We start from the raw sequence: 21,405 nt of genomic DNA, 5'->3' as shown, positions 1-21,405 counted from the left end.
GAATTTTCAATATTGAAGCCATTCCTGAAGATGGAGCCCCAAAATTGAGCAAACGCGAACTAGACGACCTTATTCAAACTTTTGAAGCTTCAGTTGATAAATGGCAGGCCCAGATTAAAGAGATTGAGGAGCGCAACAAAACACTTCAAGATGAAAATACGCTTTTTCAGAAGCAAATTGAAGACTTAAAGCAAGAACTTCAACATAATAAAACCCTTGCTGAAGAACAGGATAAGGTTTATCACCCGGTTAATGAAAAAGAAACCCGCAGGTATTTTATTGATGTTTCGCTTCGGGAAGCGGGCTGGGATCTAAAAGGAGCAAGAGACAAAGAATTTCGTGTAGATTATATGCCCAAATCTACCAATAAAACGGAAACGGGTTATATAGATTATGTGCTTTGGGATGATGATGGTTTGCCCTTAGCACTTGTGGAAGCGAAAAAATCTCTGGAGAATGCTAAAACAGGAGAAAATCAGGCGCAATTATATGCCGATAGCCTGGAGAAGATGTTTGGAAGAAGACCGGTGATTTTCTATTCCAACGGTTTCGAGATTTATATTTGGGATGATGGGTTCTATAAAGCAGCCCGAACCGTGAATGGTTTTTATACCAAAGCTGAGTTGCAAACCTTGATGTACCGAAGGGAACACCGCAAGGATATTAGGCAAATACCTATTGATAAAGAGATTGCCGGTCGCACCTATCAAATGAGGGCTATAAAGAGTATTGCCGAACACTTTGCCGGGAATGATAAACAAACCGGGGAAATTATAGGAACTAACCGGCGGGCTTTATTGGTGTTGGCAACCGGTACCGGGAAAACCCGTACTTCAATAGCTCTTTCAAAATTACTTTTTGACGCCAATTGGGCTAAGCGAATATTGTTTCTTGCCGATAGGATTAGCCTGGTAAAACAGGCTCATCGTAATTTTGTAAACTATCTGCCAGAATATTCCAGTGTTAATCTTCTGCAGGATAAAGAAAACCCAAATACCAGATTGGTATTCTCCACCTATAAGACGATGATGAACCTTATAGATGGAATTCGAGATGGGGATGAGCGTTTTTATGGAGTGGGACATTTTGATATGGTAATTATTGATGAAGCTCACCGCTCGATCTATAAAAAATATCAGGCTATTTTTGAATATTTTGACGCCTTGTATTTAGGTCTAACGGCAACTCCAAAAAATTATGTGCACCACAATACCTATGAAGTTTTTGGCTTGCCCGATAAATCTCCAACTGATGCCTACACTTTTGAAGAAGCCGTGGCCGAGAATTATCTAGCAGATTATAATCCTATTTCCGTGCCTACCAAGTTTATGAGGTCTGGAATAAAATACAGCGATTTATCTCCGGAAGAACAAGAAGAATTCGAAAATGAAATACTGGATGGTGAACCGGCTACAGGAAATGAACATATTTCCCAAGCTGAGTTGAATAAGTGGCTTTTTAATAAGCCTACCGCTGTAAAATCACTTCAATATATTCTTAAAAATGCTATTAAAAAGCGGGGAGGGGATGAAATAGGCAAAACGATTATTTTCGCCCGGAATCGCAAACATGCCGAGTTTCTTAAGGATATGTTTTTGGAAATGGATAAAGAGCAGTTTGGCAATGATTATGTAAAAGTAATTACCCATAGTGAACCTAAAAGTCAGGAGTTTTTGGAACGCTTTTGCGAAGATGAAAAAGAACGGCTGCCACAAATCGCGATTTCAGTAGATATGATGGATACCAGAATTGATGCTCCCAGGGTGGTGAATTTAGTCTTCTATAAACCAGTGAAATCATATACCAAATTCTGGCAAATGATAGGTCGTGGTTCGAGGCTACGACCAGATATTTTTGGTCCCGGAAAAGATAAGCAGGAGTTCCTGATATTTGATATGTGCGAGAACTTCGAGTTTTTTAATCAAAACCCTGAAGGGATACCTCCATCAGTTCAAAAAAGTATAACAGAAACGGTTTTTAATCTTAAGGTTCAATTAGCACAATTCTTAAAAAAGTATCCCGGAGATGAAGAATTTGCAACATTTAGGAAAGAGCTTTTAGATGAATTGCACGATACCGTCTCCCTACTTGATACCGATAGGTTTGACGTAAAGATGAAGATTAAAACTGTACTCGATTATGGAGGCGATAACCGTTCCTATTGGGATCATTTAGACAATAAAGACATAAAAATCCTGGAAGATGAGATAGCCGTGCTTATTAAACCACCAAAAGGAGATAATGATCTGGCCCGGTTCTATGATCGAATGTTGTATTCCTTGATGATTAAACGCCTGGAAACTCCCGAAACAGAAGTCTTCGTTAATGCTTTTAGAGTGCCAATTATAAAAACGGCGACTACCTCTAAAAAGTTGCTAAAGAAAACTTCTATACCTGCTGTAAAAGCTACAGAGAACCTTATTAAACTTCCGTTGGATGAAGACTTCTGGAAAATTGATGGGGTAAAACACCTGGAAAAAGTTAGAAAAGGCATCAGGGATTTAGTGAAATATATTGATCCCACCGACCAAAAATATGTCACCACTAATTTTGACGATGAATTGGATATTCCACCTTCTGGCTCAGGCGGTGATACCAGAGGTACATACCCGTTAAATGATCCAGATCAGGAATATAAATCCCCATTTCAAAATAACCGGAAAAGGCTGGAAGAAATTCTCGAAGAAAATAAAAATCATATTACCATCACCAGAATTAGAAACGGAGATCAAATCACCGAAAAGGAACTTCAGGCGTTAGAAAAAATGATTTTCAATGGAAAATTAAGTAAAGAGGAAGCAGAAAAAGAGATGGGTCCTATAAACCTAATATCTTTAATAATCTCCCTCCACGGCCTCTCTAAAGAGCACGTTGATGAAGCTTTTGCAAATTTTATTAATAAATACCAACTGAACTCAAAACAGATAGAGTTTCTTAATACGATAAAACAATTTGTGACAAGAAAAGGAAAAATTGATCCTCAAAAATTATATGATGCTCCTTTTAATACTTACCACCCCAATGCGGTAGAAGGTGTTTTTAACCCAAAACAGGCCGATCAGATTTTTGAGATAATCAGCGTTTTGAATGGGGATGTCGGATGATAAAGAATATTAATTATACTGCAATTGCTATATTCATGAGCCTTTGATAAATTTATTTATAGAAATTTTCTTAAAGTAACAACTCACTCGCTTCGTCCAATAGTGAACTGTCCAATTCTTTAAGATATGCCTGGGTAACCGTTAAATTCTGATGCCCCATAGATTCACTAATCACATCGGTGGCAACTCCTTTTTGTTTTAGGCAGTTTGCGAAACTATGTCTGGCAACATAGCTGGTTATGTTTTTATCAATTCCACAAACCCTGGCGATTTCTTTTAAATCGGCGTTGTATTGTTTTAAGGTTTTAGATTTTCGATACTCGATTTGTTGAGGGAGCAATTCATCTTTAAGTAATATTGGAAAAATATACTTTGTGCCGTCGTTATTTTTCCGATAATAATCGAGTATTTGTGCTACCGGAGGTAAGATTTTTACGATAAAATTTCCCTTGGTCTTAGAGCGTGTATAAAAAATCCTATCCTCTTTAAAATTCTTCCATTTCAGCTTCAACATATCGGCAAAATTCATTCCCCTGGTATAAAAACTGAAGATAAAATAATTGCGACTATGTAAGAGGTGGGGATGATTACTTATATCCATATTTACAATTTTATGGATTTGTTCTATAGATAAAGCTCTTTTTTGTCCTTTCCCTTTTAGCCGGGATAGTTTATAAGATCGAAAAGGATAGAAAGATGCTTTTACAATCTTCCGGTCAATACCGCGATTATATATCGCTCTAATTGCCCGCATTCGTACTCCAATACCGCCATCGGTACCACCCCTGGCACGTAAAAACACCTCATACTTATCTAAAAAAGATGGGGTGATATCTCTAAATCTTAAATTCCTGGACTTATGAAAAAGCAATACTGAGCGATAAGAGTCTTTATTTGCTCTGGCATTTCCTGCTCTTCCAGCTGCGAGCATCTCCTCAATGATTTCATCCCAAAAATTAAAAAAATTTCTTTGAACCGGATTTCTCTCTATTCTGAATCTTTTTTCAAAATCTTCCAGGGTAAACCCTTCTTTTTCTATTTCTAATTCGGCAAGCAGTTTTAATGCTCTTTCTTCAATATTAAGCAGTAATCGATTATATTGTAAATAATTAGAATTCGATTTTTTAAACTTTCCCGAACTCGAATCCCATTCTTTTTCAAAAGCATTGAAAAGGGTCTTGAAGAATTTAGTTTTTCTATCTTTAGTAATCCTAAAATAAATAGGAAACTGACCATTAGAAAGTCTCTTTTTTCGTATAACTATTTTGGTATTAATCATAAGGCTTAAAATAATGGGTACAACATAGGTACAACAAATAGGGTCTTTTTTGCCTATTAAATGCTAACAAATATAAACTAAAAAATTGTAACTAACTGATAAACAGGTGAAAATAAATTATATGAAGCTTGATGAAACCTAAAAATAGCTTCTGTTAATCAGAGGGTCGTTGGTTCGAGCCCAACCTGAGGAGCCACTAAAGAAAACCAGTCTTGAAATAGGACTGGTTTTTTGTTTGAGACAAACTTGAGTGGGCGAGAAGCCTGTCCTGAGCGAGGAAGGAGTCGAAGGGAGCCCAACCTGAGGAGCCACTAAAGAAAACCAGTCTTGAAATAGGACTGGTTTTTTTGTTTGAGACAAATTTGAGTGGGCGAGAAGCCTGTCCTGAGCGAGGAAGGAGTCGAAGGGAGCCCAACCTGAGGAGCCACTAAAGAAAACCAGGGATCAAGCCTAATTGTTGTGTTTAAGCAAAAATTGTAGTTAATCTCTATAGGAAGAATTCTACATTTTTGACTCTCATGAACTGAGCCCTAAAAGCTTTTATTTTATTACAATCTTTATTCAAATGAACCCTTACTTTGTTACCGAGTAACAATATATTTACCCTTATTTTATAACAAAAAATTGAGTTTCAAAGAAGGTATCAGGTTTTATTAAGATAAATAAAATGAAAGAATAATAGTTAAACTAATTATGTAATTCCTTTAAACAGAAGCTAACAGAAACTTTAAAACATTGATTTGCATCGATGCTTTTCAATACCTTTAAAGCCACATTTGCAATGATAATACTCACTATTTTCCGGTAAAGAAACAAGATCGCTTTGCTGAATGAAAAAAGACTAAACTCTAGCTAACTGAGAATTCTGCTTTTTCATAAGTAATATTCTTCAACTAACTCTTTTTCGTGAAGATTTCGAATAGCAAGGGGGGTAATCATGAAATCGCTCTTAGGACTTGTTATAAAAGAGAATATGCTAATTAGTTATATTTTTAGCGGACATAAATGGAAAATAATAAATACAATTTCTGACTATGAAGAATATAACTCTGGCTTTATGTTTCGTGTTATTTGGTGTTTTTAATGCTTGCGGACAAAAATCTGAAAAAACAGCTAATAAAATAGAAATGGAATTTATTAAAGCAGCTAAAAATAACAACGTACAGAAACTACAGGATTTCTTAAGAAGGAACGTTAACATTGAAGCCACAGATGCCAATAAAAGAACCGCTTTAATGGTGGCGACTTACCAGAACAATATAGAAGCTGCCAAATTATTAATAAGGGCCGGTGCCAATGTAAATGCACAGGACGATAGGTTGGAAAGTCCGTTGTTACATGCCGGGGCTTTGGGATATCTGGAAATTCTAAAGGCTATTCTCGCCACCGGTAACGCAGATCATCTTGTATTGAACCGATACGGTGGCACAGCGCTTATTCCTGCTTGTGAGCGGGGCCATACAGAAGTTGTACAGTCACTGTTGAAAATAGATAATTATCCCATAGACCATATCAATAACCTGACCTGGACGGCTTTAATGGAAGCTATTGTTCTGGGCAATGGTGGTAATACACATACACACATTGTTCAACTATTAGTAGATGCGGGCTGTGATGTAAATATTCCGGATAAAAATGGTATTACTCCGCTTCAGCACGCCAAAAAGAGTGGCTATAAGAACATTGTGGAAATTTTGGAAAAGGCAGGAGCGGAATAGGGATTGAAAATAAAATATCTACCTCTATTCGGCTGTTTAATTTAATGTTTTGCAAGTAGGAAGAAAAAACTATATAATTAAATTATAGCCTTAAAAAACAGATATTTACATCTTCTATCAAATGAATAAAACTTAAAACCTAAAGCTAACCCCAGAGTAAATACCAAAATAGAAAGGATGTACGCCCTCTGTATTGCTAAAGGTGTTTAGCTGGTATTTAAAAATTGGTTCCAAATTAAGTAAAAAACTATCGGTAAGCTTGTAATCCAGGCCTACACCAATATTGGTACTAAAACTTACTTTGTTTAGATTATTAGCTTCTCCCAGCCGTGTTTTTTGATTATTGGCATTTACCTGAACACTATTTTCATCCAGGAACAAACTACTTCCGCCGGCAATGATATTAAGGCCAATTTTCTTATCCAATAAACTATATTCAATTTCCAGTGGTACTTCTATAAATCCAAACCGCTGATTGATCTCACCGGGTAAAGAGCGACTGGTGGGGGAAAATTCTACCGCATTATCTAAATTTGGCGAGTTGGGTAAAGCATTTTCGGCATTATTTACCTGGTAGTGTGTACTTTTATTATCATAGTTTATAGATTTTATATCGCTTGCGACAACGCCTGGAGAAAATAAAATATCTTCTGTATTGTAGCTCATGGCCACTTTAGAAATCCCACTTCTAATTTTAATTTTATCAGAGATGGCATAAGCCAGGTTCATCCCGTAGGCCATGCTCACTTCAGATTTGGTGCTGTTTCCGGCAAATTCAGGGTCTATAGCGTTTCCGCTACCCATATTATCGTAAAATACCGGGGCAGCAAAAGTACTTATTCGCATTTTTTTGCTGGAAGCTTCAGCAATACGCTCTTCCTCGTCTTTCAGGCTTTTTTCTTTTTCCAATTCAGCCAGAGCGTTTGGTATATTGGCAGGTAAGTTTTCTTCTTCAGTTGCCGATTTATCTTCTTCAGAATCTTCAGTAGCAATAGCTTCTGCATTATTTTTATAGGCTGAATTATCAAATTTAGAAGCTTCTTCGGAAGGCTTTTTAGATCCTGAAGTAGTCTTGGAGTCATTTTGCTTGCTTTCTTCAGCAATAGCATTATTATTTTCGTTTACTTCTGAAGCAAAGATTTTATCTGAATTTTTGGAATTTTCAGAAGAAGTTTTATCAGCATTATCTTCAGCAGCGATAGCCGTGTTAGGTCTGGATAGCTGGTTGTTTAGAATGCTGGCATTCGAAGATTGCTCAAGCTTTTTTAAAATTTCTGAAGCCTGGGTAAAACTACTATTCTTTTTAAGGGTGGGGAAATTAATTCTAGGTTTGGCAGTTTCTTCTATTTCAAAGACTACCTGTGTCTGTGTGGTATTGTTTTGCGTAAAAAAGTATCCGCTAAGCATAAGCGCTAAAAATGCAGCTACGCCACCAACTTTTGCCCATAGGGGAATTAAGAAGGCTTTTTTGTCTTCTTTGTCATTTAATTTTTGGGCGATATTTTGCCATACTTCTTCCCGGGGTTCGGGGGTAAAATCCCTAAACTTTTCCTGAAATAGCCGGTCTATGTTTTTTCTTTCTTTCATTGTGATTGCACCTTATTACCGTCCAGGTGATTTTCTATCTTTTTCTTCAGGATATTTCTGGCGCGGGCCAGGTTAGATTTCGAGCTGCCCACACTTATATCCAGCATTTCTGCAATTTCTTTGTGCGAGAAGCCATCTAATGCATACAGGTTAAAAATTTGCCGGTAACGCTCGGGTAATTCCTGAATTTTTTTTAGTAGGAAATCTGTGCTCAAATCCTCATTGTCCACCTCTATTACCGGGTCTTCCAGTAAATCATCATTTATAATTTCAAAATATCTATTCCTTCGGTGATGTTGTAGGGTAGTGTTAATTACAATACGTTTCATCCAGCCTTCAAAAGAGCCCTTGTCTTTATATTGCCCTATTTTGTTAAAAATTGTGATAAAGCCGTCCTGCAGGCTGTCTTCGGCTTGCTCATAGCTGTTAGAATATTTAAGGCACAGGCCAAAAAGTTTCCCCGAAAACATTCGGTAAAGCTTCTCCTGTGCCTTAATATCTTTTTTTTTGCACTGGTGTATGAGTTTCTCTAAACTCACTAACTCAATTGTTATTCATTAGTTTGCCTCTTCCGGTGTTTCCGGTTCTGGCTTTCCTACTGGTACTTCTATATTTAAGTACTGAGCGTTATTATCTTCATCTCCTCCTGTTAAGAGTTTAAAATGATAGTTGTTGTAAAGTTTGCTGTTAATTTTTAATCCGCTAATTTTCTTGCTGTCATTTAACTCACCTTCTTCTGTACATTCGGTAAGATTAGGATCATAAGTTGTTAAAGCTCCAATCTCAATAACTAATGTAGAATCTTTATCCTCACTTTTATATTGATTGGTTTGAAACGTGTAAAAGTCGTGACATGCATTAGGAAGTTGATAAGAAACATCGAAAGCATAAGTTTCCCCAGTTTCAAAATAATCGGGTAGATCTGCATCGGTAATTTCAGCAACCGCATACCCAATATTTGGTCCATCATCGGTATCACAACTCACCAATACCAAAGCGCTCACGAATAATAACATTAATCTTTTCATTACAATAATTTTTGTTTTAAAATGTTTTCTATTCTCTAGATGCAAAAAGGCTTAAAAGGTTGCGTCCTTAAAATAAAAAAATCCCTACACGTAGGGATTTTTTTGTTTGTCTTTCTGAAATTAGAAAAATAATAAGAAATATTTAAAGTTTAAGTTATTCCTTTGCAAGTTTTATAGCGTTTTTTATTTTCTCTTCCAGTTCTTCCATAAGGTCGGGGTTGTCTTTTAGCAGGTTTTTTACTGCATCTCTTCCCTGGCCAAGTTTAGTGTCTTCATAGCTAAACCACGATCCGCTTTTCTTTACTATTTCATAATCGACACCAATGTCAATAAGCTCACCAATTTTGGAGATTCCTTCGCCATACATAATGTCAAACTCTGCGGTCTTAAATGGTGGTGCTACTTTATTTTTTACAACTTTTACCCGGGTTTTATTCCCCATTACATTACTATTACTATCTTTAATTTGGGTAGATCTTCTAATATCCAAACGCACCGAACAATAGAATTTAAGAGCGTTACCACCGGTAGTGGTCTCGGGGTTTCCAAACATTACCCCAATCTTTTCCCTAAGCTGGTTAATAAAGATTACCGTACAATTTGTTTTGCTAATTGAGGAGGTAAGTTTTCTTAGTGCCTGTGACATTAAACGGGCGTGTAGGCCCATTTTAGAATCTCCCATTTCTCCTTCAATTTCACTTTTTGGGGTAAGCGCAGCCACCGAATCTACTACAATAATATCTATGGCGCCAGAGCGAATTAGGTTATCTGCAATTTCTAAAGCCTGTTCCCCGTTATCGGGTTGGGAGATAATTAAGTTTTCAATGTCTACTCCCAGTTTTTCTGCATAAAACCTGTCAAAAGCATGTTCTGCATCAATAAATGCGGCAATACCTCCTTTTTTTTGTGCTTCGGCAATCGCATGTAAAGTCAAAGTGGTTTTTCCCGAGGATTCGGGACCGTAGATTTCTACAACCCTTCCTCTTGGATAACCGCCAACTCCCAATGCAAGATCCAGCCCAAGAGAACCGGTAGAAATAGCTTCTATATCTACAACAGCCTGGTCACTCATCTTCATTACGGTACCCTTTCCGTAGGTTTTATCCATTTTGTCCAGGGTAAGTTTTAAAGCTTTTAATTTTGCTTCTTTTTCTTTATCGTTGCTCATAGTTTGAATCATCTAATTTTGAGAGTTGCTAAATTACTATAACTTTTGCTGCATCACAATTTTATATTTGGGGCATTTTGCTTGAGGGCTCAAAAAGCTGTCACGAATGCACGAATATTTCTTATTATGTGTTACTTCGTGGCTTTTATCTCTAAGCTCCAATTACTTTGCATTTAAGTCCAGTTCGGCAAAGTTCTCTTCTATGATCATAGTAAGACATCCATTGATTTGCAGGTGCTCTAAAGATTTCGTTTGGTTGTCCAGCTGAATGTTTTTAATCTCAAATGGCAGGCCATGAATTTGCAATTTGAACTTCTTGCAATCGCTGGCAAAAGTTCCTTCTTTATGCTGCTGAATAATAAGCTGATCTTTCCTACCTGTTAGTTTAAACGTTCTTAAGCAAAAGCGGCCGCGCGTGTATTCATACCCATCGTGAGAATCATCAAAGAATTGAGAGTTTTCCTTTCCTTCTTTATAGTAGATATCTAAAACTATTTCCTCTATCTTTTTTTCATCCACATGTTGTTGTACAGGATATTTCGGGATAATACTGCCTTCTTTAATAAATATAGGCATACTATCTATATCTGCATCTACCCACATTTCTTTTCCTCCTTTTATTTTTTCATCTGTCCAGAAGTTATACCACTCGCCTCGAGGAACATACATACGCCTGCCCTTGGCATTAGGTTCTAAAACGGGACAAACCAAAATTTTATTTCCGTAGATAAATTCGTCTGTTCTATAATGCGTGTTTCCATCCTCCTGGTCATACATCACCAAAGATTGAATTAAGGGGACTCCTTTTTCGGTATAATCCCAAAAAGCGGTGTAGAGATAAGGTAATAATTGATAGCGGAATTCAATAAACTTTCTAACAATATCGGTCACATCTTCATCAAAAGTCCAGGGTTCCTGGTCACCGTGATCGCCAGAAGAATGTACCCTAAAGAATGGGTGAAAAGTTCCCAATTGAATCCACCGGGTAAAAAGTTCGCCGTGAGGTTGTTCAGCAAAACCTCCAATATCACTGCCGGCAAAAGAAAAGCCAGACATGGCCATACGCTGCACTTGTATGTTGGCAATCCATAAATGTTCCCAATTGGCGATATTATCTCCCGTCCAGGTAGAGGTATAGCGTTGTGTGCCAGAATAGGCTGCCCTGGTAATCACAAATGGTCTTTTGGGGTGTGAAAATTTCTTTACTCCGTGATGGGTTGCCCGCGCCATTTGCATCCCATAAATATTATGGGCTTTTCTGTGGCTGCAAGGATCACCGTCATAATTATGTCTTACATCATTGGGAAAGGTTTTATTGGGAACTTCCATTACTGCAGGCTCGTTCATATCGTTCCAAATTCCTTTAACCCCAATATCTTCAATGAGTTCTTTAAACAGGCCAGACCACCATTCACGTACTTCAGGATTGGTGAAATCTGGGAAATAGCATTCCCCCGGCCATACTTTTCCTTTTACATAAGGGCCGTCTGCACGTTTGCAGAAATAATCATTTTCCAGACCTTCTTTAAAAACCCAATAATCCTTATCTATTTTAATCCCGGGGTCTATAATAGCCACGGTTTTAAAACCATCTTCTTCCAGCTCCTTAACCATTCGTTTAGGGTCTGGAAAGTAATCTTTGTTCCAGGTAAAGCACCTAAAACCTTCCATATAATCAATATCGAGATAAATGGCATCGCAGGGAATTTGAAGTTCCCTAAACTTAGCGGCTATGTCTTTTACCTTGCTTTCTGGATAATAGCTCCATTTACACTGATGAAAGCCTAAAGCCCAAAGGGGGGGCAGATCTGGTTTTCCGGTGAGATCGGTGTAATATTCTACCACATCGGTCATTTTAGGACCGTAGATAAAATAATAATTCATCTCTCCACCCTGCGCCCAAAAACTGGTCACATTGCGACGCTCCTGGCCAAAATCAAAATAAGATCTAAAAGTATTATCGAAAAAAATACCATAAGCCTTTTTGTTGTAAAGCCCGGTATAGAAAGGTATGGTCTTATAAATAGGGTCGGTATCCTTACCGTAGGCATAGGAATCTGTCACCCAATTTTCAAAGCGTTTTCCTTTTAAGTTTAAATGACTGGGTTTATCCCCTAAGCCGTAATAACTTTCGGCGTCGTGAGATACTTTACTCATTTTTACAATATTACCACCAAACTCATAACTGTCTTCCCAATGAAATCCCAGCTCATCTTCGTTGATCAAGCTGCCATCGGCACGATCGTAAAGCTTGATTTTCAAATCTTTTTTTGAAACTTTACAAATAAGCTTTGAAGTGGTGATTACATAAAAACTCGTTTCTTCTTCAATGTCTAATTCATTGTATCCAATACTGGCGTGTTGGGTGATAGCATAAGGAAGTTCACGGGCAAAGGTTCCTGTAGTGGTGTATCTAAAACGCAAAACGCTATCTCTAAGAATAGTGATTTGAAGTACTACATCATCTTCAGTAGTGAAATAAATTTTATCAACATCTTTGCTGAAAGAAATAATTTTGGAGGGAAACACATTTCCTTTTTGTGTTAACTCGGTATTTGTGATCATATTTTAAAAAAGGTTACGCAGGCGTAAATTTTACAGTTTGCAAATATAAGCTAATATCCACTTAATTTTTATTAATATTTATTTTCTTAAGGATTATGCTTACGGGACTAAACAATATAGTTGAATGCTACCAGGGCAAGAGGTGGTAGTTTTAAATCAGCCGAATATTTTTGAGAGTGCCAGGGCTCGTCCGTTGTAGTTATAGTTGCATTTTTATAATCCCCCGTGCCATAAAATTTCTTGTGGTCACTGTTAAAAATCTCCCTTAGCTTTCCTGCTTTCGGCACCCCAATTTTATAATTATGGTGTGCTGTAGGTGTTAAGTTGCAAACTATAATGAGCTTGTCTTCAGCTTTATCACCTTTTCTAATAAAACTTAACACCGAATTTTCGGCATCGTCATAATCAATCCACTCAAAACCCTCCTGTACAAATTGTTTCTCGTAAAGCGCAGGTTCCTTTCTATACAATTTATTCAGGTTTTTTATAAGCTCCATAATTCCCTTATGCGGTGCATATTCCAATAAATGCCAGTCTAAACTATTCTGATAATCCCATTCTTCACTTTGTCCAAATTCACAACCCTGAAACAATAATTTTGCACCCGGGTGCATAAACATATAGGCATAAAGCAGCCTTAAGTTGGCAAAACGCTGCCATTCGTCGCCGGGCATCCTTCCTAAAATAGAACGCTTTCCATAAACCACCTCGTCGTGGGAAAGCGGAAGCATAAAATTCTCGGTAAAGACATAAGTTAGGGAAAAACTAATGTCGTTATGATGGTATTTACGATAGATAGGTTCTTTGGAAAAATACTGTAAGGTGTCATGCATCCAGCCCATCATCCATTTCATACCAAAACCCAGACCGCCCATAAATACAGGTTTAGAAACCCCGGGAAAGGCCGTGGATTCTTCGGCGATACTTTGCACATCTGGAAAAGAGGCATAAATCTCTTTATTGAGTTCTTCTAAGAAGGAAATGGCTTCTAAATTCTTGTTTTCACCAAATTTATTGGGTTCCCATTCACCTTCGTCCCGCGAATAATCCAAATAAATAATAGACGCTACAGCATCAACGCGCAGGCCGTCAATATGAAATTGTTCTAACCAAAAGAGGGCGTTACTAATTAGAAAAGCTCTTACCTCGTTGCGGTTGTAGTTAAATATTAAGCTTTTCCAATCTGGGTGATAGCCTTTCTTAGGATCTGGATGTTCGTAGAGGTGCGTTCCATCAAAATAGCCAAGCCCATGTCTGTCTTCTGGAAAATGGGAGGGTACCCAATCCAGGATGATCCCTATGTCATTTTGGTGTAATTCATCTACCAGGAATTTGAACTCTTCCGGATTTCCAAACCTGGCCGTGGGTGCAAAATATCCCGTAATTTGATAACCCCAACTTGGGTTATATGGATATTCCATAATGGGCATTAGCTCTACGTGGGTAAAGCCCATTTCTTTTACATACGAAACTAATTCATCGGCAAGTTCTACATAAGTTAGCGAGCGATCTTCTTCAATTTTCTTCTTCCACGAGGCCAAATGCACCTCATAAACCGAAAATGGTGCATTTAAAGCATTGTGTTTCTTTCGCTTCTTAAGCCATGATTTATCTTTCCAGGTATAATCGTCCTCCCAAATGACGGAAGCCGTATTCGGGGGGTGTTCACAATAACGGGCATAAGGATCTGCTTTTTCGGTAATGATATTATTATGGTTGCTGTGAATTTTATACTTGTACAAACTCCCTTTTGATAGCTTCGGAATAAAACCTTCCCATATCCCGCTGCCATCCCAACGCACCTGTAGTTGGTGTTCACCGTCCTGCCAGTGATTAAAATCTCCAACCACCGAAACTTGTTTGGCGCCGGGAGCCCATACCGCAAAGTAAGTTCCCAACTCTCCATCGAGCTTTAAAGGATGTGATCCAAATTTCTCATATAACCTAAAATGTTTTCCAGACTTAAATAAATTAATATCAAATTCTGAAAATAAACTATGCGCGATCACTGTTGCCATATTATCCTATTGTGGTGCCTGGTTGAAGCACCGATTCTTTTTTAAGCACTACAATTCCATCTTTAATTACATAGGAATCTGTTTCGGTATCTTCCAGGTGCTTTCCGCCTTTAATAATGGTGTTATCTCCAATTCGGCAATTTTTATCGATAATAGCATAATTGATATCGCAGTTTTCGCCAATCCCCGCCAGAATCTCGATATGTTTATTTTCAATATCCTCTAAAGATTCATAAGCATCGTTCCCCATCATATAGGTGTTTTTCACTACAGAACCTTTTCCAATTCTGGAACGAACACCAATAACGGAATTTTCAATTTTTTTGGCACTAATAATACAACCTTCGGCAATTACTGTTTTATGTAATTTTGTGTCTTCAAATTTGGAGGTAGGTAATATCCTGGGACGGGTAAATACCCTGTTTTCCTTATCGTATAAATTAAATTTTGGGATATTATCGGTTAGGCCAATATTCGCTTCAAAGAAGGAGTCTATATTTCCAATATCGGTCCAGTACCCTTCAAATTGGTAGCTACATACTTTTTTGTTCCCAATGGCCTGCGGAATAATCTCTTTGCCAAAATCTACGGTATCGGGATCATCCATTAATTTAACGAGTAAATCACGGCTAAAGACATAAATTCCCATAGAGCCAAGATGAGAACGTCCTTCGGCCTCCATCTCCGGGCCGGTTGGTGAGGTCCACTCGGGCAATAGTTCAGCTTTGGGTTTTTCTATAAAAGAAGTAATATTATGGTCTTTATCGGTTTTTAAAATACCAAAACCGGGAGCGTCTTTTGCGGTAACAGGAACGGTGCCAATAGTAATATCGGCCCTGGTTTCTATGTGTTGGTTGATCATTAGGTTGTAATCCAAATGATATAATTGGTCGCCGGAAAGGATAAGAAAATAATCAAACTTATGTCTTAAAAAATGATGCATTCCCTGGCGCACGGCATCTGCAGTGCCTTGGTACCATGTTTTGTTCTTTGGGGTTTGCTCGGCTGCCAAAACATCTACAAAAGCCGAACTAAAAAAACTAAAATTAAAGGTATTCTTAATATGCCTGTTTAGGGAAGCCGAATTAAACTGGGTTAATACGTACATCCTTCTTATACCAGAATTAATGCAGTTTGAAATAGGGATATCTACCAGCCTGTATTTCCCGGCGATGGGAACTGCGGGTTTAGATCTACTTTCTGTCAATGGGTGAAGCCTGGTGCCCTGGCCGCCTCCTAAGATTACCGATAATACATTTTGGTCTATCATTTTAACGCTTATTTAGTTGGTTGTACAAATCTCTATATTGCTGCGCAGATACATTCCAGGAATGATCTATCCCCATAATGTGTTTTCTAATCTTTTTGAAATTGAGCGGTTCTTTATAAAATTCAATTGCCCTTTCCATTGTTTGAAAAATAGCTGCTTCTGAAGCTTCACTGTGGCAAAGGCCAAACCCATCATCTTCAATATCTATAACGGTATCTTTTAAACCGCCAATACTTCTCACTATGGGAATAGTACCATAGCGAAGTGAATACAATTGGTTAAGTCCGCAGGGCTCTACCCGGGAAGGCATTAAGAGAAAATCTGCCCCTGCGTATATAATATGCGACAATTTTTCATCATATCCAATAAAAGCATTGTAATTACCGGTGAACTGTGCCTTTAAATCGATTAATTGCGCTTCAACATTTTTGTCGCCAGAACCTAAGATCAAAATATTACAATCGTTTTTTGCAAGGGCCGTTTTAAAAACTGCCGGTAGAAGATCGGCTCCCTTCTCATATACCAGTCTTCCTATAAAAGCGATTAATGGTTTTGAAACTTTAAGCCCAAATTCCTTACATAAATACTTTTTGTTTTCAGCTTTTCCAGACTGTAAGTTTTTAACCGTATAGTTTTTTACGATGAAATCATCGGTTTTAGGGTTCCAAACAGCGGTGTCAATTCCGTTTAAAATACCAACACATTTTTTATTTTCGTGACTCAATAAAGCTTCCAGGCCATTCGCATCTTGTTGCAACTCTTCCATATAACTGGGGGAAACCGTGGTTACCTGCCAGGCACATTTTATTCCTGCCGCCAGCGGATTAATAATACCGTCCCAGTCTAACAAGCCAATATTGGAAATATTGAAAGCCGGGATATAATTTGCTTTTTCATAAGGAAACCAGCCCTGGTATTGGGCATTGTGAATGGTTAAAACTACCGGAATGTCGTTTAAGGATTCATACTTAAAACTTTCCTGCGCCATAAAAGGAATCAAGCCCGTATGGTGGTCGTGACAGTGAATAATATCGGGTTTGCTTTTTAAGCTAAGTAGCCAATCCATAAAGGCGATTTGGAAAGCCATAAAGCGGTCGGTATCATCTGTAGAGTACACAAAATCTTTAAATAGAAGTTCAGGGATATCAATAAAGAAAACCGGGATTTCCAATACCTCTTCCTCTAATTGAAGCACTTTGTATGCATAGGTTTTCTCCCCCAGAAGTAATTCAGCCTTATAGACCGCGTGAAATTTATGAGTTTCCGTAAAATTATTGTCATAAAAAGGCATTACTACATTGGCATCAATCCCTTCCTGTTGTTGGTATTTTGGCAGGGCACCCACCACATCTGCCAAACCTCCAACTTTGGCAATTGGGTAGCATTCGGCACTTACGTGAAGTACGTTCATAAATTATCGTTTTGTAAAAAAGCTTATTAGGTTAGGCTTCTAAAGCTGCTAATTTTAAAGGCTCATTCTGGTCATTACCCTATAAATTTAGCAAAATAACGGGACTAATCTGCATAATTAATGATTTTCAAAAAAAATTATGGATAAATCAGTTTTCTGATTATTTGTAAGTTTTTTTTGAATTGAAAAGCGGTATTGACTGTACTTTCTTGATTGTTTTCTTAAGTTTTCCTGTTGGTAGATGCTGTTTTTGAGAGCATACAGTAGCAAGAACAAAGAGAACCCCTAACGGATTTTTGAAAAATAAGCTTAGTACTGAAGCTTATTTCCCTGGTCATTTTGATGAATTAAAAGCGCTCCTTCCCTTTGAAGGGAAGGTGGCTTCTTCTGCGATAGCGAAAGAAGTCGGAAGGGTTGATATTTGATAGGGTTTAGGTTAATTCAATCAGTTTAAATCATTTTTTCCAAACCTAAAAATCATTAAAAATTTCTACTATTCGGGAATTAGAGGCACCTTGTTTACCATTCTAATCTGAATCTTACGTCAATATTGCCGTTTTCCACCCCAGGCGAACAGGTTCAAAACTTCCTGCCCGCCACTATACGAATAGAAGACAGGCCTGCCCAAAATAGGCAGGCGGGTTTTTAGTGGGGCTATTACTGCCAATCTTTTTCAATAAGTTCAGCTAAAATTTTTAATATTCAAAAATGATGAACCCTCGGGATAATCCCCTAAAACTAAATTATCATAACTGGTTTAAAATTGTAAATTTGCAGGCATTAACAGCGTACCGGCTAATATGTTAGTTTGCCGCTAGATCGCAGCTAACGAAAGCATAGAAAAACAAGAACATGAGTTACAATTTTAACGAGATTGAAGCCAAATGGCAGGAGTATTGGGCTAAAAACCAAACGTTTAAATCACAAAACCCCGGCGAAACTAATGCCGGTAAACTGGGAACACCTTTTTACGTTCTAGATATGTTTCCTTATCCGTCTGGAGCGGGGCTGCACGTTGGGCACCCGCTGGGTTATATTGCCAGCGATATTTATGCGCGATACAAACGTCATAAAGGCTTTAATGTGTTGCACCCACAGGGCTATGATAGTTTTGGTTTGCCGGCCGAGCAGTATGCCATTCAAACCGGACAACATCCCGCTTTAACCACCAAGCAAAATATTAAGCGTTACCGGGAGCAGCTGGATAAAATTGGTTTTTCTTTCGATTGGAGCCGCGAGGTGCGCACCAGCGACCCCGAATATTATAAATGGACGCAGTGGATTTTTCTTCAATTATTTGAATCCTGGTACGACCTGGAAGCCGATAAATCCCGCGTGATTTCAGAATTGGAGGAAATTTTTTCTGCGGAAGGGAACTCTCGAATAAATGCAGCTTGTGATGATGAGGTTGAAGAATTTTCGGCCGAGACCTGGAATAATTTTTCTTCCGAAGAAAAACAAACAGTTTTACTAAAATATAGATTAACCTATTTGGCTGAAACCGAAGTAAACTGGTGCCCACAGCTGGGAACTGTTTTAGCAAACGACGAGATTGTAAACGGTGTTTCAGAACGTGGCGGCTATCCTGTGGTGCGCAAAAAAATGACGCAATGGAGTATGCGAATTTCGGCATTTTCAGAGCGTTTATTACAAGGCCTGGACCGGCTGGACTGGACCGAAAGCTTAAAGGAAAGTCAGCGTAACTGGATTGGAAAATCGGTGGGAGCTCACGTCGATTTCAAAATTCAAGATTCAGAATTCAAAATTGGAGCTTTCACTACTCGTCCCGATACCATTTTTGGCGTGACTTTTATGACCCTGGCGCCCGAACATGAACTGGTGGAAAAAATCACTACCCCGCAGCAAAAAGAAGAAGTAGCGGCTTATGTAGCCGCGAGTGCAAAACGCAGCGAACGCGACCGGATGGCCGATGTTAAGAGTATTACCGGCGTGTTTACGGGTGCTTATGCCGAACACCCGTTTACTAAAGAACCTATTCCAATTTGGATTGGCGATTACGTTTTGGCCGGTTATGGAACCGGGGCCGTGATGGCAGTACCTTGTGGTGATCAGCGGGATTATGATTTTGCGAAGCATTTTGATATTCCGATTAAAAATATATTTCAGGATATAGATATTTCTGAAGAAGCTTTTGCCGGAAAAGAAGGTACCGTAATCGCAAACTCAGATTTCCTTAGCGGACTCGAATATAAAGAGGCACTTCAAAAAGTGATCCTGGAACTGGAAAAAACCGGACACGGCTACGGAAAAACTAATTATAGATTGCGTGATGCAGTATTTAGCCGACAAAGATATTGGGGGGAACCATTTCCTATTTATTATAAAGACGGGTTACCGCAAACAATAGATGCAAAACATTTACCGTTGCATCTTCCCGAAGTGGAAAAATATTTACCTACGGAAACCGGCGAGCCGCCTTTAGGAAACGCCAGCACCTGGGCCTGGGATACCGAAAAGAATGAAGTTGTTTCAAATGATAAGATAAATAACGAAACAGTTTTTTCCCTTGAATTGAACACCATGCCTGGCTGGGCAGGCAGCTCCTGGTATTTGTTTAGGTATATGGATGCCCGCAACAACGAAGAATTTGTCTCTAAAGAAGCCCAGGAATACTGGAAAAACGTAGATCTATACATAGGCGGAAGCGAACACGCCACCGGTCACCTTTTATATTCCCGCTTCTGGACCAAGTTCTTGCACGACCGCGGACACCTCTCGGTAGAAGAGCCTTTTAAAAAGTTGATTAACCAGGGGATGATTTTAGGGGAGAGTGCTTTTATTGATAGTATTTCTTTAGAATATGCTTTGAAATATTCTGAGGATTTATCAGACGACTTGATTAAAATTGCTGATATTCAACTTGCAATAGAGTCTCATTATAATAAGAATATATGGGTGTCTAGTTCATTGTTTCCTGAACCTAAACAGTTTGATGAACTTTTAGAGAAACACATTATTAATTTAAAGAAATCTACTTTAGAGATGTGTGACAGAAGGAATTTCCCTATTGAGGATATACGTTTCGATGTTGTTTTGACACCTGATTATTATACTCACGCAGATGTTTCTTATGTTGATGCCAGCAATAACTTGGATATTGACTCTTTTAAAAATTCTCAACAAGGTTTTCAAGATGAGTTTTTCTTAAGAGATAAAGACGGGAATTTTAAGGTTAGACGAGAGATCGAAAAAATGTCTAAATCCAAATACAACGTGGTAAATCCCGATGATATTTGTGAAGACTACGGCGCCGATACTTTGCGAATGTATGAGATGTTTCTGGGACCTTTAGAACAGGCAAAACCCTGGAATACCGCCGGTATTACCGGAGTACATAATTTTCTAAAAAAGCTTTGGAAATTGTACCACAAAGGCGAGCAGTTTGAAGTTTCAGAAGAAAAAGCATCAGCCGATTCTTTAAAGACTTTACATAAAACCATAAAAAAGGTAACGGAAGATATTGAAGATTTCAGTTTTAATACTTCGGTTTCCACGTTTATGATTTGTGTAAATGAGCTTGCGGCTCAAAAATGCAATAGCCGGGAGGTTTTAGAACCTTTGGCTGTTTTAATCGCACCTTATGCGCCACATATCGCCGAGGAACTCTGGCAGAAATTAGGACATTCAGAATCTATAGTAACTGCAGAATATCCTGTTTTTGAAGAGAAATTTTTGGTAGAAAGCACTAAGAACTATCCGATTTCCTTTAACGGCAAAATGCGTTTTACAATGGAATTGCCTTTGGATATGTCTAAGGAAGAAATAGAGAAAACGGTAATGGCAGATGAACGCACCCAAAAGCAATTAGATGGAAGAACACCGAAAAAAGTGATCGTTGTTCCCGGGAAAATTGTGAATATTGTAGGGTGAATTGATTTGAAGATTTGAAGATGGGTTAATTTGAAGGTGTAGATTGCCGCGCTCCTTCGTCGCTCGCAATGATGGTTGGCGCGGTTTTGATAAGCTGGTGGCTTGGGTTTTTAAAACTCAAATATTATCGAATCGCCACGTCAACAAATCATCACCAATTGCCACGTCGCTGCGCTCCTCGCAATGACGATTAGTGGGGTTCGGTCAGCTGTCGCCGTGCTAATTGTGACGATTCAGACGTCATTGCGAGACCCACTACAAAAAATTTGAAAAACGGCAATATTGACGTAAACTTACGGTACAAATCAAAAGCGGCCATTTGTAACCGTCTTAGCTATAGTGTATTGTTACCTGTTCGCGAGTGTG

General features: G+C 38.4%; 12 protein-coding genes. 3 read left to right on the top strand and 9 right to left on the bottom strand.

The annotated features are described in order from the left end of the window. Nucleotides 1–44 precede the first annotated feature (44 nt). Nucleotides 45–3,104 carry a type I restriction endonuclease subunit R gene (locus BUA71_RS03765; RefSeq protein ID WP_245812539.1) on the top strand — a complete coding sequence of 1,020 codons (3,060 nt, stop codon included), beginning with the start codon at nucleotides 45–47 and terminating at the stop codon, nucleotides 3,102–3,104. A 70-nt stretch (nucleotides 3,105–3,174) separates the two neighbouring features. On the opposite strand, the gene BUA71_RS03760 is transcribed toward BUA71_RS03765, so the two are convergent. Further along, the gene (locus BUA71_RS03760; RefSeq protein WP_072876910.1) at nucleotides 3,175–4,383 is read right to left on the bottom strand and encodes a site-specific integrase; all 1,209 of its coding nucleotides are present in this window, start codon (nucleotides 4,381–4,383) and stop codon (nucleotides 3,175–3,177) included. A gap of 1,034 nt (nucleotides 4,384–5,417) precedes the next feature. On the opposite strand from BUA71_RS03760, the gene BUA71_RS03755 reads away from it, so the two are divergent. Beyond that, a complete protein-coding gene (locus BUA71_RS03755) occupies nucleotides 5,418–6,101 on the top strand; it encodes an ankyrin repeat domain-containing protein (protein WP_072876909.1) in 684 nt (227 codons plus the stop codon). Between the two features lie 132 nt (nucleotides 6,102–6,233). On the opposite strand, the gene BUA71_RS03750 is transcribed toward BUA71_RS03755, so the two are convergent. The 8 genes from BUA71_RS03750 to BUA71_RS03715 form a co-directional block, all read right to left on the bottom strand. After that, complete coding sequence (locus BUA71_RS03750; RefSeq protein ID WP_072876907.1) at nucleotides 6,234–7,688, bottom strand: hypothetical protein; 1,455 nt, start codon at nucleotides 7,686–7,688, stop codon at nucleotides 6,234–6,236. Beyond that, nucleotides 7,685–8,227 (bottom strand): RNA polymerase sigma factor, encoded by a 543-nt coding sequence (locus BUA71_RS03745; RefSeq protein WP_072876906.1) that lies wholly within the window; start codon nucleotides 8,225–8,227, stop codon nucleotides 7,685–7,687. Before BUA71_RS03745 ends, BUA71_RS03750 begins: the two co-directional genes overlap by 4 nt. An 18-nt stretch (nucleotides 8,228–8,245) precedes the next feature. Continuing rightward, the gene (locus BUA71_RS03740) at nucleotides 8,246–8,716 is read right to left on the bottom strand and encodes a hypothetical protein (protein WP_139277058.1); all 471 of its coding nucleotides are present in this window, start codon (nucleotides 8,714–8,716) and stop codon (nucleotides 8,246–8,248) included. 154 nt (nucleotides 8,717–8,870) lie between these two features. Next, the gene (recA, locus tag BUA71_RS03735) at nucleotides 8,871–9,884 is read right to left on the bottom strand and encodes a recombinase RecA (protein ID WP_072876904.1); all 1,014 of its coding nucleotides are present in this window, start codon (nucleotides 9,882–9,884) and stop codon (nucleotides 8,871–8,873) included. Nucleotides 9,885–10,046: 162 nt separating this feature from the next. Continuing rightward, nucleotides 10,047–12,449, bottom strand: a complete 2,403-nt coding sequence (locus BUA71_RS03730; RefSeq protein WP_072876903.1) for a glycoside hydrolase family 31 protein — start codon at nucleotides 12,447–12,449, stop codon at nucleotides 10,047–10,049. Between the two features lie 107 nt (nucleotides 12,450–12,556). Continuing rightward, the gene (gene glgB, locus BUA71_RS03725; protein WP_072876902.1) at nucleotides 12,557–14,467 is read right to left on the bottom strand and encodes a 1,4-alpha-glucan branching protein GlgB; all 1,911 of its coding nucleotides are present in this window, start codon (nucleotides 14,465–14,467) and stop codon (nucleotides 12,557–12,559) included. 1 nt (nucleotide 14,468) lies between these two features. Continuing rightward, nucleotides 14,469–15,737: a glucose-1-phosphate adenylyltransferase gene (locus tag BUA71_RS03720; protein WP_072876900.1), complete on the bottom strand. Its 1,269-nt coding sequence runs from the start codon at nucleotides 15,735–15,737 to the stop codon at nucleotides 14,469–14,471. A gap of 1 nt (nucleotide 15,738) precedes the next feature. Further along, nucleotides 15,739–17,148, bottom strand: a complete 1,410-nt coding sequence (locus BUA71_RS03715) for a glycogen synthase (RefSeq protein WP_072876898.1) — start codon at nucleotides 17,146–17,148, stop codon at nucleotides 15,739–15,741. A gap of 852 nt (nucleotides 17,149–18,000) precedes the next feature. Between BUA71_RS03715 and BUA71_RS03710 the strand changes: the two genes are divergently transcribed. Continuing rightward, nucleotides 18,001–21,039, top strand: a complete 3,039-nt coding sequence (locus BUA71_RS03710) for a leucine--tRNA ligase (RefSeq protein WP_072876896.1) — start codon at nucleotides 18,001–18,003, stop codon at nucleotides 21,037–21,039. The last annotated feature ends 366 nt before the right edge of the window (nucleotides 21,040–21,405 follow it).

This window comes from Salegentibacter echinorum (assembly GCF_900129445.1).
GTDB lineage: Bacteria > Bacteroidota > Bacteroidia > Flavobacteriales > Flavobacteriaceae > Salegentibacter > Salegentibacter echinorum.
This window is presented reverse-complemented; position numbering and strand designations above follow the sequence as displayed.